Raw genomic sequence first — 16,686 nt, forward strand, 5'->3', positions numbered from 1 at the left:
CTCCATGTCTTCTGCCGTGCGCTTCGGCGTCAACTACACCCCCAGCGAAGGGTGGTTCCACCACTGGCTCGACTTCGACCTGGACTCCGTGCGCGCCGACCTCGACTCGATCGCCGCCCTCGGACTCGATCACGTACGGGTCTTCCCGCTGTGGCCGTACTTCCAGCCCAACCGCACCCTGATCCGGCCCCGGGCCGTCGAGCAGCTCGTCGCGCTCGTGGACGCCGCGGCCGAACGCGGGCTCGACGTCAACGTGGACGGCCTCCAGGGCCACTTGAGCAGCTTCGACTACCTGCCGGCCTGGACCCGGACCTGGCACCGCAGGAACCTGTTCACCGACCCCGACGTGATCGACGGCCAGGCGGCCTACCTGCGCACCCTGGCCGCCGCCCTCGACGACCGGCCCAACTTCCTCGGCCTGACGCTCGGCAACGAGGTCAACCAGTTCTCCGCGGGACCGCACCCCGACCCCGACCGGGCGACCGAGGCGCAGATCGACGCATGGCTGACGCGGATGCTGGCCGCGTGCGCGCAGGGTGCCCCGGGCAAGGCGCATCTGCACGCCGAGTACGACGCCACCTGGTACCAGGACGACCAGCCGTTCACACCGGCCCAGGCCGCGCGGCGCGGCGCGATGACGGCCGTGCACTCCTGGGTGTTCAACGGCACCGCCCAGCGGCACGGGCGCGCCTCCGTGCCGAGCGAGCACCACGCCGCCTATCTGATCGAGCTCAGCAAGGCCTGGGCCGACGACCCGGACCGGCCCGTCTGGCTCCAGGAGGTCGGCGCGCCCGCGCCGCTCGTCCCGGCCGAGCACGCGGCCGCCTTCACCGGGGCGACGGTGGAGCACGCCCTGGACTGCCCCGGTCTGTGGGGCATCACCTGGTGGTGCTCCCACGACGTCTCCCGCGACCTCGCCGACTTCCCCGAACTCGAATACGGCCTGGGCCTGCTGACCAACGACCGCCGCCCCAAGGACAGCGCGCTGGTGCTGGCCCGCGCCGCCCGTGAGCACACCAGGGCCGCCCCGGCGCCGCGCACCACGGCACTCGCCGTACCCGCCGATCCGGCAGTCCGCTCCCGCTGCGCACCCGGCGGCCCCGTCTTCGACGCGTTCTTCCGGCTCGTCGCCGACGGAGCCCGCCCCACCACCGTCCTCGACAGCCGTGCGCACGACAAGGACCATCTCGCCGCGCGCGGCATCACCGAGGTCGTCACTCCCGACCAGGTACTCCCCGTCCCGCAAGGAACCCGAGGAACCCTCGGAACCCAAGGAGGCACCCGCTCGTGAACCCCACCAGACGCACCGTCCTGCTCGCCGGCGCCGCCGCCGCCCTGCTCCCGTCGCTGCCCGCGACGGCCGCCCCGCGGCCCGCGGAGGCGGCGCTCCAGCCGTACGCCTCGTACTGGTACCCGGACTCGCTGCCCTCCGGCAGCCCGGGCGCCGGCATCACCTGGCGCAGCCTCAAGGCCTGGCGCGCCGCCGACGACGCCGACCTCGCCCTCAACGCCGCCTCGGTGCCCCTCGCCCCGCGCTTCACCCCGACCCCGGCGAACGCCACCGCCTGCTCGGGGCAGGCCCGTATCCAGTCGCTGGTGTCCTTCGGGCCGACGGCGGGCAACCCCTCCCAGGGCTCCGCCACCGCCGACTACTACGCGCTCACCCACTGGGCGTACATCGACGAACTGGTCTTCTGGGGCGGCTCGTCGGGCGAGGGGCTGATCCTCGCCCCGAACGCGCCGATCGTGGACGCCGCCCACCGGCACGGCGTACCGGTCCTCGGCAACGTCTTCCTGCCGCCGGTCGCCTACGGCGGGCAGCTGCGGTGGACGCGGGACCTCGTGCAGAAGGACGCCGCCGGGCGGTATCCGCTCGCCGCGCAACTGGTCGCGGTGGCGGCCGCGTACGGCTTCGACGGCTGGTTCGTGAACGCCGAGACCGGCGGCGGTGACGCGGCCCTGGGCGCGGACATGCAGGGGTTCCTGCGGGAGCTGAAGTCGCTCTCGGCCGCCCGCGGGCAGCGGGTGACCTGGTACGACTCGATGACCGTGAACGGCGGCGTCAGCTGGCAGGGGGCGCTCAACGCGCAGAACCAGCCCTTCTTCCAGGCCGCCGACAGCATGTTCCTCGACTTCCGCTGGTCGGCGGCGACACTCGCCTCGTCCGGGCAGCGCGCGCAGCAACTGGGGCGCAGCCGGTACGAGTTGTGGGCGGGCGTCGACGTCGAGTCGAACGGCTGGAACACGAGCGTCGCCTGGGACGCCATCGTGCCGACGGCCGCCGCGCACGTCACCTCGGTCGGCTTCTACCGGCCCGAGTGGACCCGCCACCAGCTCCCGGCGGACGGGCGGACCCCCGCGGCCTTCCACGCGGCCGACGACCGCTTCTGGACCGGGCGTTCGCTGGACCCCTCGCGGCCCGACGGCACGGACCGGTGGCGGGCACCCGCGGTGACGGTGGCGGACCGGTCCACGGTCACCTCGATGCCGTTCGCGACCGTCTTCAACACCGGCCACGGGCTGCGGTGGTTCGAGAACGGCGAGGTCGCCTCGGACACGCCGTGGAACCACCTCGGGTTGCAGGACCGCCTGCCGTCACGGCGCTGGACCGTGCGCACCGCGGGCGCCCGGCCCACCGTGAACTTCGACTTCGCGCAGGCCTGGTCCGGCGGCAGCAGCGTGCTCGTGGACGGCGCGCCCGACGAGCCCGTGGTCCTCGACCTGTACGCGACCCGGCTCCCGGTCACCGGCGAGACCGTCGTCGAGCTCACGCACCGGGCCGACACCGGCTCCGTGCGGGTCGAACTGGCCGTCGCCACCGCCGAACCCGGCACTCCGGGGGCGGCACCGCCGTACTCCTACTTCCCGGTGAGCTCGTCCGGCGCCTGGCAGACCACGGCCGTACGGCTCACCGGCCTGTCCGGCACCGTCCGCGCCCTCGGCGTGCGCCTCACGCCCACCACCCCCGGCGCTCCCGTGCGCTGGCGCCTGGGCCATCTCGCCGTGCGCGCGGACCAGCCTCCCCTGACCCCCGCAGCACCCACCGCGTTCCGCGTCACCGCCGCCTCCGGAGGCGACCTGCGCCTGGCCTGGCAGCCCGCGCCCGGCGAGGTCCGCCACCACACCCTCCACCGCATCCTGCCCGACGGCACCCGGCGCTTCCTCGGCGGCACCTGCCAGCGCGCCTGGTTCGCCGGCGGACTGCGCCCCGAGCAGGGCGAGCAAGTGGCACGGTTCGAACTGCGCGCCGTAGGGGAGCTGTACACCTCGTCGGACCCCGTCACCGTGAACCACACCTGGTAACCCCTCGCACAGCTACGGAGCACCCCGCCATGCATGACGACCGCAGCCTCGTCGAAGCCCGTCTGAAGCGTGTCCTCGACGAACGCATCCGACCCGCCGTGTACCCCGAGTCCGTGCCGCTCGACGTCGCCGTCTGGCACGCGCCCGACGAGCCCGTGCCGGTCGCCGAGGGTCTCGCGGCCGAGCCCGCGCCGATCGAGGTGGGCGCCCGGTGGGGTGCTCCGTGGGGCACCAGCTGGTTCCGGGTGACCGGAACCGTCCCGCGTGACTGGGCCGGGCGGACCGTGGAGGCGATCCTCGACCTCGGGTTCGACGAGAACATGCCCGGCTTCCAGTGCGAGGGCCTCGTCTACCGCCCCGACGGCACTCCCGTGAAGGGCCTGAACCCGCGCAACCAGTGGGTGCGCGTCGGCGCGCCCGTCGAGGGCGGCGAGGAGGTGCGCCTGCACATCGAGGCCGCGTCCAACCCGGTCATCCTCGACTACCACCCCTTCCGGCCGACCGAGCTGGGCGACAAGGAGACCGCGGGCCACGCCCCGCAGTACACCCTCACGCGTATGGACCTGGCCGTCTTCGACGAGACGGTGTGGGAGCTGGTGCTCGACCTGGAGGTGCTCGGGGAGCTGATGGCCGAGCTGCCGGTGGAGTCGGCGCGGCGCTGGGAGATCCTGCGGGGGGTGGAGCGGGCCCTGGACGCCGTCGACCTCCAGGACGTGGGCGGCACGGCGGCCGAGGCGCGGTCCCGTCTCGCCGGCGTCCTGGCCACCCCCGCCGGCCCCTCCGCGCACCGCATCAGCGCCGTCGGCCACGCCCACATCGACTCGGCGTGGCTGTGGCCGCTGCGGGAGACGGTCCGCAAGGTCGCCCGCACCACCGCCAACATGACGGCCCTGCTGGAGGACGAGCCCGACTTCGTGTTCGCCATGTCGCAGGCGCAGCAGTGGGCCTGGGTCAAGGAGCACCGGCCCGAGGTGTGGGCGCGGGTGAAGAAGGCGGTCGCGGACGGGCGGTTCGTGCCGGCCGGCGGCATGTGGGTGGAGTCGGACACCAACATGCCGGGCTCCGAGGCGATGGCCCGGCAGTTCGTGCACGGCAAGCGGTTCTTCCTCGACGAGTTCGGCATCGAGAACGACGAGGCCTGGCTGCCGGACACCTTCGGCTTCGCGGCCGGACTGCCGCAGATCATCAAGGCCGCCGGCGCCAAGTACCTGCTGACGCAGAAGATCTCCTGGTCCGCGACGAACAAGTTCCCGCACCACACCTTCACCTGGGAAGGCATCGACGGCACCCGGATCTTCACCCACTTCCCGCCCGTCGACACCTACAACTGCTCCATGAAGGGCAGCGAGATCGCGCACGCGGCCCGCAACTTCAAGGACAAGGGCGTCGCCCGCCACTCGCTGGCACCGACCGGCTGGGGCGACGGAGGCGGCGGCACCACCCGGGAGATGGTCGCCAAGGCGGCCCGGCTGCGCGACCTCGAAGGCTCGGCGACGGTGGCCTGGGAGACCCCGGCGGCCTTCTTCGCCAAGGCCGAGGCCGAGTACCCGAACCCGCCCGTCTGGGTCGGCGAGCTCTACCTCGAACTCCACCGCGCGACCCTCACCAGCCAGGCGAAGACCAAGCAGGGCAACCGGCGCAGCGAACACCTGCTGCGGGAGGCGGAGCTGTGGGCGGCGACGGCCGCCGTGCGGACCGGGTTCCCCTATCCGTACGAGGAGCTGGACCGCATCTGGAAGACGGTGCTGCTGCACCAGTTCCACGACATCCTGCCCGGTTCGTCCATCGCCTGGGTGCACCGCGAGGCCCGGGCGACCTACGAGCGGCTCGCGGGCGAGCTGAACGCCGTCGTGGACGCGGCCCAGCGCGCGCTGGCCGGCGAGGGGCGGCGCGAGCTGGTCTTCAACGCCGCCCCGCACGACCGGCGCGGCGTCCCCGCGGGCGGCGCCGGAGCCCCGGCCGTCGAGGGGACCGTGTCGGTCGGCCCCCGCCCGGACGGCGGGTACGTCCTCGACAACGGCCTGCTGCGGATCGGGATCGACGAGCGGGGCCTGGTCGTCTCCGCGTACGACATCGGCGCGGACCGTGAGACCGTCGCCCCGGGCCGGGCGGCCAACCTGCTCCAGCTGCACCCCGACTTCCCGAACATGTGGGACGCCTGGGACGTCGACGAGTTCTACCGCAACACCGTCACCGACCTGACCGGCCTTGACGAGCTGGCCGTCGGTGAGGACGGCGAGTCGGTGCGGATCGTGCGGTCCTTCGGCGCGTCGCGCGTGACCCAGGTGCTGTCGCTGCCCCCGGGGGAGCGGCGGCTGGTGCTGGACACCGAGGTGGACTGGCACGAGACGGAGAAGTTCCTCAAGCTCGCCTTCCCGCTGGACGTGCACGCCGAACGGTACGCCTCGGAGACCCAGTTCGGGCATTTCCACCGGCCCACGCACACCAACACCTCATGGGAGGCCGCCAAGTTCGAGGCGTGCAACCACCGCTTCGTCCACCTGGAGGAACCCGGCTGGGGCGTCGCCGTCGTCAACGACTCGACGTACGGACACGACGTGACGCGCACGGTGCGCACCGACGGCGACGGCGGTACGACCACCACGGTCCGCGTCTCGCTGCTGCGCGCCCCGCGCTTCCCGGACCCCGAGACCGACCAGGGCGTGCACCGCTTCCGGCACGCCCTGGTGCCGGGCGCCGGGATCGGGGACGCGGTGCGCGAGGGCTGGCGGATCAACGTGCCGGAGCGGCGGGTGACGGGTGCAGGAGACGTCGCGCCCCTGGTGAGGGTCGATCAGGAGGCGGTCGTGGTCACCGCCGTGAAGCTGGCCGACGACGGCAGCGGTGACGTGGTGGTCCGCTTCCACGAGGCGCACGGCGGCCGCGCCCACGCCACCCTGACGGCGGGCTTCGACGTCGCCGGTGTAGCGGTCACCGACCTGCTGGAACGCCCGCTGGCGCAGGCCACGGCGCCCGTGGTGGACGGCGAGCGGATCACCGTACGCCTGCGTCCCTTCGAACTGGTGACGCTGAGGCTGCGGCGGGCTTAGGGCCTGCCCGGTGTCGTGAGGGTCTGTCCGTCAGGCCCTCACACGCCCGTCGCGGGGCCGTCCGCGCGAGGCACGGGCGCGCCCTGCTCGCCGAGCTGGGCGCGCAGCCACTCCTCCACCTCGCCGACGTGCGCGGCCGCCGCCGCCCGTGCCGCCTCCGGGTCGCGGGCGGCCAGGGCGCGGTGGATCGCGGCGTGCTCGCGGCGGGTGCGGGTGAAGGCGCCCTCCTCCTGGTAGCCGCGCCAGACCCGGGCGCGGAAGGTGCGGGAGGACAGGCCCTCCAGGATCGCCGCCATGGTCTCGTTGCCCGCGGCCAGCGCGATCTCGCGGTGGAAGGCGAGGTCGTGGGCGAGGATCTCCTCCGGGTCCTCGGTGGCGTTCATGGCCGCCAGATGCTTCTCGACCTCGGCCAGCTGGTCCGGTGTGATGCGGGCGGCGGCCAGCGCGGTCGCCGTCGACTCCAGGACGCGGCGGATCTCCAGCAGTTCCACCAGACGCGGGCCCCGGGACAGATCGGCGACGACCCCGAAGGTCTCCAGCAGATCGCCGGCCTGGAGCTGGGTGACGTAGATGCCGGAGCCGTGCCGGGCCTCCAGCACCCCCATGACCGTCAGCGCGCGGATCGCCTCCCGCATGGAGCTGCGGGAGATGCCCAGCTGGGCCGCCAGTTCGCGTTCGGTGGGCAGCCGCGCGCCGGGTTCGAGGAGCCCTTCGCCGATCATCGCCTTGATCCGCTCGATGGCGCGCTGCGTCACCGTGCCCTTCTGCGGGGCCGGCCCCGACTCCGTCTCGTTCACGCCACTTCTCCCGTCGCCGTGCGCCGCAGTCTAACCAGCCAGGTGGTCGGACCACTATGGCCGAGAAGCCAAGAAATTCGGCTCCCGAGGGTGTTGACGGCGCCAAGTGGTCTGATAAATATGCGGTCAACTGCTCGATCACGCTCGATGAGGAGCCGGCAGATGGCCGACGGGACACAGCGGAACGCACGGCGGTACGGACGGCGGTACGGGCGAACAGTCCCGCGTGCGGCGGCTGCGGCGGTCTGCGCCGCCCTCGTGCTCACCGCCTGCGGCAGCACCAAGGACACCGGCGCCTCCGGCGCCTCAGGCGGTGGCACCGGCGAGGTCGGGGTGATCCTGCCGCTGCTGACCTCGCCGTTCTGGCAGTCGTACAACGACTACGTGCCGAAGATGGCCGAGTCCGAGGGCATCCAGGCGCGCAAGACGGTCAACTCCAACAGCGACCCCTCGCAGCAGATCACCGACATCAACAACCAGCTCAACCAGGGCGTCAAGGGCCTGGTCGTCGCCCCGCTGGACAGCGCCGCCATCGAGGCGGGACTCGACCAGGCCGAGCGCAAGGGCGTGCCGGTCGTCGCCGTCGACGTCGCGCCGGACAAGGGCAAGGTCGCCATGGTGGTGCGCGCCAACAACGTGGCGTACGGCGAGAAGGCCTGCCAGTACCTCGGGGAGCACATCCCCTCCGGCAAGGTCGTGCAGATCATGGGCGACCTCGCCTCGGTCAACGGCCGGGAGCGCTCCGAGGCCTTCCGCTCCTGCGTGAAGGAGAAGTTCCCGAAGCTGAAGGTCCTGGAGATCCCCGCCAAGTGGGAGTCCGACACGGCGGCCTCCAAGCTGGACACGCTCCTGAACGCCAACCCGGACATCAAGGGCATCTACATGCAGGCGGGCGGCGTCTACCTCGCCCCCACCCTGCAGACCCTGAAGTCGAAGGGGATGCTGAAGAAGGCCGGCCAGGCGGGCCACATCGCGATCGTCTCCAACGACGGCATCCCGCAGGAGTACGACGCCATCCGCAAGGGCGAGATCGACGCGACGGTCTCGCAGCCCGCCGACCTCTACGCCAAGTACGGGATGTACTACATCAAGGCGGCGATGGAGGGGAAGACCTTCGAGCCCGGGCCCACCGACCACGGCTCGACCATCGTGAAGCTGCCGAGCGGCATCCTGGAGGACCAGCTGCCCGCGCCCCTGGTCACCAAGGACAACGTCGACGACCCCGAGCTGTGGGGCAACACGGTCGAATGAGCACACCACTCGTTGAGGCGCGGGGCATCGTCAAGCGGTACGGCCCCACCACCGCGCTGGCCGACGGGCGGCTCACCGTCCTGCCGGGCGAGTCGCACGCCCTCGTCGGCCGCAACGGCGCCGGCAAGTCGACCCTGGTCTCCGTCCTCACCGGCCTCCAGGCACCCGACGAGGGCACCGTCCGCTTCGACGGCGAGCCCGCCCCCTCGCTCGCCGACCGGGACGCCTGGCGCCGCAAGGTGGCCTGCGTCTACCAGAAGCCCACGGTGGTACCCGAGCTGACGGTCGCCGAGAACCTCTTCATCAACCGGCAGCCGCTCAAGCGCGGTCTGATCAGCTGGCGCCGGCTCAAGGCCGAGGCCGCCGCACTCCTCGCCACCTGGGACGTGCACGTCGACCCGGAGGCGCGCACCGCCGACCTGCGGGTCGAGGACCGTCAAATGGTGGAGATCGCACGGGCGTTGAGCTTCGGCGCCCGGTTCATCGTGCTGGACGAGCCGACCGCGCAGCTGGACAACCGGGAGATCGAACGGCTCTTCACCCGGATGCGGGCCCTCCAGGACTCCGGCGTCACCTTCCTGTTCATCTCCCACCACCTCCAGGAGGTGTACGAGGTCTGCCAGACCGTCACCGTGCTGCGGGACGCCCGCTGGATCACCACCGCACCCGTCGCCGACCTGTCGCGCCGGGCACTGGTGGAGGCCATGGCGGGGGAGACCGTCGCCGAGCGCGAGGACCGCGCCGCCCGCGACGAGGTGCCCGCGGACGCCCCCGTGGCGCTCGACGTGCGGGCCCTGTCCTCACCCTCGTACGAGGACGTCGACCTCACCGTGCGCCGCGGCGAGGTCGTCGGGCTCGCCGGCATCAGCGGCAGCGGCAAGACCGAACTGGCCGAGACCCTCGCCGGCCTTCGCACGCCGAGCGGCGGATCGGCCCGGCTGGACGGCGAGCCCCTGCCGTTCGGGGACGTGCGGGCCTCGCTCGCGGCCGGAGTGGGCTGCGTGCCGCGCGACCGGCACGGGCAGGGCCTCGTGTTCGGCATGACGATCGGCGACAACGCCACCATGAGCGTCCTGGACCGCCTCGGCCGGTTCGGCTTCGTCGGCACCGACCGCAGGCGCGGCCTCGCCGCCGAGCTGATCGACCGGCTCGACATCCACGCCGAGGGCCCCGACCAGCCCGTCTCCGACCTGTCCGGCGGCAACGCGCAGAAGGTCGTGATGGCCCGCGCCCTCGCCTCCGACCCACGGCTGCTGATCCTGATCAACCCCACGGCGGGCGTCGACGTGAAGTCCAAGGAGTCCCTGCTGGCCCGCGTGGACAGCGCCCGCGAGGACGGCACCGCCGTGCTCGTCGTCTCCGACGAACTCGACGACCTGCGCCGCTGCGATCGCGTCCTCGTCCTCTTCCACGGCCGTGTCGTCGCGGAACACCCCGCGGGCTGGCACGACCACGAGCTGATCGCCTCCATCGAAGGAGTGGACCATGGCTGACACCAAGGCGGCCCCGCCGCTCGCGCCCGCGCGCGTCCCCGCCGCCGCGTCCGCCAGAACCGTACTGCTGCGCCGTGCCCGCGAACTCGCGCTGCTGCCCGCCCTGTTGCTGCTGCTGGTGCTCGGCGCCGTGCTCAACGACTCCTTCCTCACCGAGCGCAACCTGATCTCCATCCTCGGTGCCTCCGCCGCCCTCGCGATGGTCGTGCTCGCCGAGTCGCTGGTCCTCATCACCGGCAAGTTCGACCTGTCCCTGGAGTCGGTCGTCGGCATCGCGCCCGCCGTCGGGGCGCTCCTGGTGCTGCCCGCCGCCCAGTCCGGCTGGGGCACCGAACTCCCCGCCGCGCTCGCCCTGCCGGCGATCCTCGTCGCGGGCGCCGTCGTCGGCGCCTTCAACGGCGTCCTGGTGGTGAGGTTCCGGCTCAACGCGTTCATCGTGACGCTCGCCATGCTCATCGTGCTGCGCGGGCTGCTCGTCGGCGCCACCAAGGGCAAGACCCTGTTCGGCATGCCCGAGTCCTTCTACGCGCTGGCGACCACCACCTTCATCGGCGTGCCGCTGTCGGTGTGGCTGGCCGCCGGCGCCTTCGCGGCGGCGGGACTGGTGCTCAAGTACCACCGGGTCGGGCGCGCCCTGTACGCCATCGGCGGCAACGCCGACGCGGCCCGCGCGGCCGGCATCCGTGTCGAGCGCGTCATGCTCGGCGTGTTCGTGGTCGCCGGGATCCTCGCCGCGGTCGGCGGCATCATGCAGACCGGGTACGTCGGCGCGATCAGCGCCAACCAGGGCAACAACATGATCTTCACGGTGTTCGCGGCGGCGGTGATCGGCGGTATCAGCCTCGACGGCGGCAAGGGCAGCATGCTCGGCGCCCTCACCGGCGTACTCCTGCTGGGGGTCGTGCAGAACCTGCTCACCCTCGCCCAGGTGCCGTCCTTCTGGATCCAGGCCATCTACGGCGGGATCATCCTGGTCGCCCTGATGATCGCCCGGGTGACCACCGGCCGCGCCCAGGACTGACCCGTCGCGGTTCCCCGCACCCCACCGAAAGGCTCTCCGTGTCCCCGACTCCCGCCCGCATCACGGCCGTCGACACGTACGACATCCGCTTCCCCACCTCCCGCGAGCTCGACGGCTCCGACGCGATGAACCCGGACCCCGACTACTCGGCGGCCTACGTCGTGCTGCGCACCGACGCCGCCGACGGGCACGAGGGGCACGGCTTCACGTTCACCATCGGGCGGGGCAACGAGGTCCAGGTCGCCGCGATCGAGGCGTTGCGCGGCCATGTCGTCGGACGGGGGGTCGACGAGCTGTGCGCCGACCCCGGCACCCTCAACCGCGCCCTGATCGGCGACAGCCAGCTCCGCTGGCTCGGGCCGGAGAAGGGCGTGATGCACATGGCCATCGGCGCGGTCGTCAACGCCGTCTGGGACCTGGCCGCCAAGCGCGCCGGCACACCGCTGTGGCGGCTGCTCGCCGACGCCGAACCGCAGTGGCTGGTACGGCAGATCGACTTCCGCTACCTCACCGACGCCCTCACCCCCGAGGAGGCGCTGGACATCCTGCGGCGCGGACGGGAGGGGGCGCCCGAGCGCCGGGCCCGGCTGCTGGAGCGCGGCTACCCCGCCTACACGACCTCGCCGGGCTGGCTCGGCTACGACGACGCCAAGCTCACCCGGCTCGCCACCCAGGCGGTCGCCGACGGCTTCCGGCAGATCAAGCTGAAGGTCGGCGCCGACCTCGACGACGACATCCGCCGCTGCCGGGCCGCCCGCGCGGCCGTCGGCCCGCACGTGCGCATGGCGATCGACGCCAACCAGCGCTGGGACGTCGCCGAGGCGATCCGCTGGACGGAGGCCCTCGCCGAGTTCCGCCCCTACTGGATCGAGGAGCCCACCAGCCCCGACGACATCCTCGGCCACGCCGCGATCCGCCGGGCCGTCTCCCCGGTCAAGGTCGCCACCGGTGAGCACGCCCACAACCGGATCGTCTTCAAACAGCTCCTCCAGGCCGGCGCCGTCGACGTCCTCCAGCTCGACGCGGCCCGTGTCGGCGGCGTCAACGAGAACCTCGCCATCCTGCTGCTCGCCGCCAAGTTCGGCGTCCCGGTCTGCCCGCACGCCGGCGGCGTCGGCCTGTGCGAACTCGTCCAGCACCTCGCCATGTTCGACTACCTCGCGATCTCCGGCACCACCGACGACCGGGTCATCGAGTACGTCGACCATCTCCACGAGCACTTCCTCGACCCGGTCCGCATCCGCGACGGGCACTACCTCGCCCCCACCGCGCCCGGTTTCTCGGCCACCATGCATCCCGAGTCCCTCGCGCGCCACACCTTCCCCGGCGGCACCGTCTGGGCCGCCGCACCCGACGAGAAGACGCACCGGAAGGGGCAAGCGGCATGACCGACTTCGAGGGCCTGCGGGCCCTGGTGACCGGCGGCGCCTCCGGCATCGGGCGCGCCACCGCCGAACTCCTGGCGGAGCGGGGCGCCCTGGTAGCCGTACTGGACCTGTCGAAGGCCGACGCGCCCTTCCTCTCCTACGAGGCCGACGTCACCCATGACGCCTCGGTGCGGCAGGCGGTGGCGGACGCCGTCGCCGGCCTCGGAGGCGGACTCGACGTCCTGGTCAACAACGCCGGCATCGGCGCCCAGGGAACCGTCGAGGACAACGACGACGCCGAGTGGCACCGGGTCATGGACGTCAACGTCCTCGGCATGGTCCGCACGGCCCGCGCCTGCCTGCCGCATCTGCGCCGGTCCGCGCACGCCGCGATCGTCAACACCTGCTCGATCGCCGCCACCGCGGGCCTGCCGCAACGCGCCCTGTACAGCGCGAGCAAGGGCGCCGTGTACTCCCTCACCCTCGCCATGGCCGCCGACCACGTCCGCGAGGGCATCCGCGTCAACTGCGTCAACCCGGGCACCGTGGACACCCCGTGGGTCGGCCGGCTGCTGGACGCGGCAGGCGACCCGGGCGCCGAACGTGCCGCGCTCAAGGCCCGTCAGCCCACCGGCCGGCTCGTCACCGCCGCCGAGGTCGCGGGCGCCATCGCCTACCTGGCCGGCCCGCTCTCCGGCGCCACCACCGGCACGGCCCTCGCGGTCGACGGCGGCATGCAGGGCCTGCGGCTGCGTCCGGAGGCCCGGTGACCATCCCCCGCGGACTCGGCTTCGGAGCCGCCGGCATCGCCAACCTGTACACCGAGGTCACCGACCAGCAGGCCCATGACGCGGTGTCCGCCGCCTGGCGGCGCGGCGTCCGCTACTACGACACCGCGCCCCACTACGGCCTCGGGCTGTCGGAGCGCCGCCTCGGCGCCGCGCTGCGCGAGCACCCACGCGAGGAGTACACGGTCTCGACCAAGGTGGGGCGCCGGCTGGAACCGCGGGACGGCGGCGGTGACGACCTGGCGAACGGCTTCGCCGTCCCGGCAACGCACCGCCGGGTCTGGGACTTCAGCGCGGACGGGATCCGGCGCACCCTGGACGGCAGCCTGGAGCGGCTCGGCCTCGACCGCGTCGACGTCGTCTACCTCCACGACCCCGACGACCACGCCGAGACGGCCTTCCGGGAGGGCTACCCGGCCCTGGAGGAGCTCCGCTCGCAGGGCGTGGTCGGCGCGATCGGGGTGGGCATGAACCAGGCGGAGATGCTCACCCGCTTCGTCCGCGACACGGACGTCGACGTGGTGCTGTGCGCGGGCCGCTACACACTGCTGGACCAGAGCGCGCGAACGGCCCTGCTGCCGACGGCCGTCGAGCGCGGCGTCCGTGTCGTGCTCGGCGGTGCCTTCAACTCGGGTCTGCTCGCCGACCCCAGGCCGGGGGCGACGTTCGACTACGCCGAGGCACCGGCCGCGTTGCTGGAGAAGTCCCTGCGCATGCAGCGGATCGCGCGGCGTCACGGCATCTCGCTGCGCGCGGCGGCGCTGGCGTTCTGCGCGGCCCATCCGGCCGTGGCGAGCGTGCTGGTGGGCGCCCGCTCGGCCGTCGAGGTCCACGACTGCGCCGATCAGTTCGCCACACCGGTCCCCGCCGCCTTCTGGCAGGAGCTGCGGGACACCGGCCTCCTGGCCACCGAGGAGCCGTGATGAGAGTCGCCCTGCACACCAAGGTCCGTCCCGACCGCGTCGACGCGTACGAGGCCGCCCACCGCGCGGTCCCCGAGGAGCTCACGGCCGCCATCCGCGCGGCGGGCGCCACCTCCTGGACGATCTGGCGCAGCGGGACGGACCTCTTCCACGTCCTGGAGTGCGAGGACTACGCCCGCCTCCTCGCCGAACTGGACCAGCTGCCGGTGAACGTCGCGTGGCAGGCCCGCATGGCCCAGCTCCTGGACGTGGTGCACGACTACTCCGAGGGCGGCGCCGGCGCCGGTCTGCCCACCGTCTGGGAGCTGCCGTGACCGTGGACGCGCACCACCACGTGTGGGACCTGTCGGTGCGGGACCAGGACTGGATCACCGGACCCGAACTTCAGCCGCTGCGGCGCGACTTCACCCTTGCCGACCTCGTGCCCCTGGCCGCGGCGGCCTCCGTCGACCGCACCGTCCTCGTCCAGACGGTGACCGTCCCCGAGGAGACCCCGGAGTTCCTCGCCCTCGCCGCCGGGCACGACCTGGTCGCGGGCGTCGTCGGCTGGACCGACCTGACCCGTCCGGACGTCGCGGACGAACTCGCCCGGCTGCGCGAACTCCCCGGCGGGCGGTACCTCAAGGGCATCCGCCACCAGGTGCAGGGGGAGCCCGACCCGGAGTGGCTGCTGCGGCCGGACGTACGCCGCGGACTCGCCGCCGTCGCCGACGCGGGCCTGGTCTACGACCTTCTCGTGCTGCCCCACCAGCTGCCCGCGAGCGTGCGGGCCGCCGCCGCGCTGCCGGGCCTCACCTTCGTCCTCGACCACCTGGGCAAGCCGTCGCCGGCCGCCGGAGCGCCGGAGCCCTGGGCGTCGGACATCAGGGCCCTGGGCGAGCTGCCCAACACCGTCTGCAAGGTGTCGGGCCTGGTGACGGAGATGGACCGGTCCCTGTGGGGCGGGACCAGCTGGCCGCTCGCACCGCTGCGCCCCTGGTGGGACACCGCGCTGGACGCCTTCGGACCGGGCCGCCTGATGTTCGGCTCCGACTGGCCGGTGTGCACGGTGGCGGCGACGTACGCGCAGGTGTCGTACCTCGCGGGCGCCCTCGCGATCGACCTGGGCCCCGACGAGCGCGACGCGTTCTTCGAGGGCACCGCCACCCGCGTCTACGACCTCTGAGCGCTCCCCGACAGCCGTGTCGGCGGCAGGTACTCGCGCACGAACGTCCGGTCCCAGCACGCGCCCGTCTCCCGCAGCTCCCGCCAGGTCGTGTACCGGTAGCGGAAGAGGCGGGCGCGCACGAAGCGCGGGGGCGCGTCGGCCGGGAAGGGGGAGTGGCGCAGCAGCCGCAGGGTGTCGCGGTCGTTCTCCAGCAGCCGTTCCACGAAGGCCCCGAACCAGGGGCTCGCGTAGGACGGGGAGAGGGCCGCGAACCACATCAGCCAGTCCAGCCGCAGATGGTACGGCGCGAACTGGCGTGGCCAGCGCCGTGGATCACCGGGCTTCCCCTTGAACGCGTACTCCCGCCAGTCGGAGTCCTCGCGCGGCACGTCGTCGGCGGTGCCCTCGACGACGACCTCGTACCGGACGCGGCCCACGGTGCCGAACGCGCCGTAGGTGTTGACCAGGTGGAGCGGGTCGAAGGAGCGGTTCATGACCTGCCGCCGGGAGGTCATGTTGGTCACCGGGTGGTAGCTCAGGACCACGACCAGGGCGGCCACGGCGAGGACCACGACCGTGAACCACAGCGGAGCCCCGGGGACGGCCGGCGCGTCGGCCGGGAAGCGGATCGCCGCGAGGGCGAGCACGATGGTGATCCAGTTCAGCCAGGAGAAGTTGCCGGACAGGACCAGCCACAACTGGGTGACGATCATCAGCGCGGCGGCGGCCGTGGCGATCGGCTGCGGGGCGAACAGCAGGACGGGCACGACGAGTTGGGTGAAGTGGTTGGCGGCCACCTCCACACGGTGCAGCGGCCGCGGGAGCCGGTGGAAGAACCAGCTCAGCGGGCCCGGCATCGGCTGGGTCTCGTGGTGGTAGTCCAGGCAGGTCAGCTTGCGCCAGCAGGCGTCGCCGCGCAGCTTGATCAGCCCCGCGCCGAACTCCACCCGGAACAGGATCCAGCGCAGCAGGAACAGCACCACGACCGGTGGCGCGACCTCGTCGTTGCCGAGGAACACCGCGAGGAAGCCGACCTCCAGCAGCAGGGACTCCCAGCCGAACGAGTACCAGGTCTGGCCGACGTTGACGACCGACAGGTACAGCAGCCAGGGCACCACCCACAGCAGCATCCCGGCCCACAGCGGGACCAGTGAGTCCACGCCCGCCAGCAACGCCGCCGAGACCGCGCAGCCCGCCCAGGCGCACCCCGCGAAGAAACGGTCTGAGTAGTGGAGGTGGAAGAGGCTCGGCGCCCGCCGGAACGGAACGGCCTCGGTGAAGCGCGGGACCGGGAGCATGCCGCGCGCTCCGATCAGTGCCCGGAACTGGAGGGCCGCCGTCAGGAACGCCACCAGGTACACGGCCGCCAGAGCCCGCTGGAAGACCAGCCGGGTCAGCCAGTACTCGGGTGCGGTGAACCACTCCACGGTGGGGCGCTCCTCTCCTCGGTCAGTGGCCGCGTCTCCACTCCCAGGGCGGCCCGTCACTTTCGGTAGTCGCACTCTCCGTTTGCGTGACCCATGTGAGTGAAGCAGACAATAGTGGC

13 protein-coding genes are annotated in these 16,686 nt (G+C 72.6%); 11 read left to right on the plus strand and 2 right to left on the minus strand.

The features are described 5' to 3' along the window. Window positions 1-4 precede the first annotated feature (4 nt). Genes ACIP2X_RS02885 through ACIP2X_RS02895 form a run of 3 tightly spaced genes read left to right on the plus strand, consistent with a single transcriptional unit; the run spans window position 5 to window position 6,353 of the window. Window positions 5-1,291 (plus strand): glycosyl hydrolase, encoded by a 1,287-nt coding sequence (locus tag ACIP2X_RS02885; protein ID WP_401666632.1) that lies wholly within the window; start codon window positions 5-7, stop codon window positions 1,289-1,291. After that, window positions 1,288-3,303, plus strand: coding sequence for an endo-beta-N-acetylglucosaminidase (locus tag ACIP2X_RS02890; RefSeq protein ID WP_401666634.1), 2,016 nt, complete (start codon window positions 1,288-1,290; stop codon window positions 3,301-3,303). The genes ACIP2X_RS02885 and ACIP2X_RS02890 overlap by 4 nt, the downstream gene beginning before the upstream one ends. Window positions 3,304-3,332: 29 nt before the next feature. Then, window positions 3,333-6,353, plus strand: coding sequence for an alpha-mannosidase (locus tag ACIP2X_RS02895; RefSeq protein ID WP_401666636.1), 3,021 nt, complete (start codon window positions 3,333-3,335; stop codon window positions 6,351-6,353). A 38-nt stretch (window positions 6,354-6,391) separates the two neighbouring features. Here the strand turns inward: ACIP2X_RS02895 and ACIP2X_RS02900 are convergent, their stop codons facing one another. Continuing rightward, window positions 6,392-7,150 (minus strand): FadR/GntR family transcriptional regulator, encoded by a 759-nt coding sequence (locus tag ACIP2X_RS02900; protein WP_401666639.1) that lies wholly within the window; start codon window positions 7,148-7,150, stop codon window positions 6,392-6,394. Window positions 7,151-7,312: 162 nt separating this feature from the next. Between ACIP2X_RS02900 and ACIP2X_RS02905 the strand changes: the two genes are divergently transcribed. Genes ACIP2X_RS02905 through ACIP2X_RS02940 form a run of 8 tightly spaced genes read left to right on the plus strand, consistent with a single transcriptional unit; the run spans window position 7,313 to window position 15,158 of the window. Then, complete coding sequence (locus tag ACIP2X_RS02905) at window positions 7,313-8,401, plus strand: sugar ABC transporter substrate-binding protein (protein ID WP_401666641.1); 1,089 nt, start codon at window positions 7,313-7,315, stop codon at window positions 8,399-8,401. After that, window positions 8,398-9,894 carry a sugar ABC transporter ATP-binding protein gene (locus tag ACIP2X_RS02910; RefSeq protein ID WP_401666643.1) on the plus strand — a complete coding sequence of 499 codons (1,497 nt, stop codon included), beginning with the start codon at window positions 8,398-8,400 and terminating at the stop codon, window positions 9,892-9,894. The genes ACIP2X_RS02905 and ACIP2X_RS02910 overlap by 4 nt, the downstream gene beginning before the upstream one ends. Then, window positions 9,887-10,915, plus strand: a complete 1,029-nt coding sequence (locus ACIP2X_RS02915; RefSeq protein ID WP_401666645.1) for an ABC transporter permease — start codon at window positions 9,887-9,889, stop codon at window positions 10,913-10,915. The genes ACIP2X_RS02910 and ACIP2X_RS02915 overlap by 8 nt, the downstream gene beginning before the upstream one ends. Before the next feature lie 38 nt (window positions 10,916-10,953). Next, complete coding sequence (locus ACIP2X_RS02920) at window positions 10,954-12,303, plus strand: enolase C-terminal domain-like protein (protein WP_401666647.1); 1,350 nt, start codon at window positions 10,954-10,956, stop codon at window positions 12,301-12,303. Beyond that, window positions 12,300-13,052: an SDR family NAD(P)-dependent oxidoreductase gene (locus ACIP2X_RS02925; RefSeq protein ID WP_401666650.1), complete on the plus strand. Its 753-nt coding sequence runs from the start codon at window positions 12,300-12,302 to the stop codon at window positions 13,050-13,052. The genes ACIP2X_RS02920 and ACIP2X_RS02925 overlap by 4 nt, the downstream gene beginning before the upstream one ends. After that, complete coding sequence (locus tag ACIP2X_RS02930) at window positions 13,049-13,993, plus strand: aldo/keto reductase (RefSeq protein ID WP_401666652.1); 945 nt, start codon at window positions 13,049-13,051, stop codon at window positions 13,991-13,993. Before ACIP2X_RS02925 ends, ACIP2X_RS02930 begins: the two co-directional genes overlap by 4 nt. Further along, window positions 13,993-14,307: an L-rhamnose mutarotase gene (locus ACIP2X_RS02935; protein WP_401666654.1), complete on the plus strand. Its 315-nt coding sequence runs from the start codon at window positions 13,993-13,995 to the stop codon at window positions 14,305-14,307. The genes ACIP2X_RS02930 and ACIP2X_RS02935 overlap by 1 nt, the downstream gene beginning before the upstream one ends. Next, complete coding sequence (locus tag ACIP2X_RS02940; RefSeq protein ID WP_401666656.1) at window positions 14,304-15,158, plus strand: amidohydrolase family protein; 855 nt, start codon at window positions 14,304-14,306, stop codon at window positions 15,156-15,158. Before ACIP2X_RS02935 ends, ACIP2X_RS02940 begins: the two co-directional genes overlap by 4 nt. Here ACIP2X_RS02940 and ACIP2X_RS02945 read toward each other — a convergent pair. Then, window positions 15,146-16,567 carry a lipase maturation factor family protein gene (locus ACIP2X_RS02945; RefSeq protein WP_401666658.1) on the minus strand — a complete coding sequence of 474 codons (1,422 nt, stop codon included), beginning with the start codon at window positions 16,565-16,567 and terminating at the stop codon, window positions 15,146-15,148. The two genes, ACIP2X_RS02940 and ACIP2X_RS02945, sit on opposite strands and share 13 nt — an antisense overlap. Window positions 16,568-16,686 lie beyond the last annotated feature (119 nt).

It is taken from the genome of Streptomyces sp. NPDC089424, assembly GCF_044749345.1.
Lineage (GTDB): Bacteria > Actinomycetota > Actinomycetes > Streptomycetales > Streptomycetaceae > Streptomyces.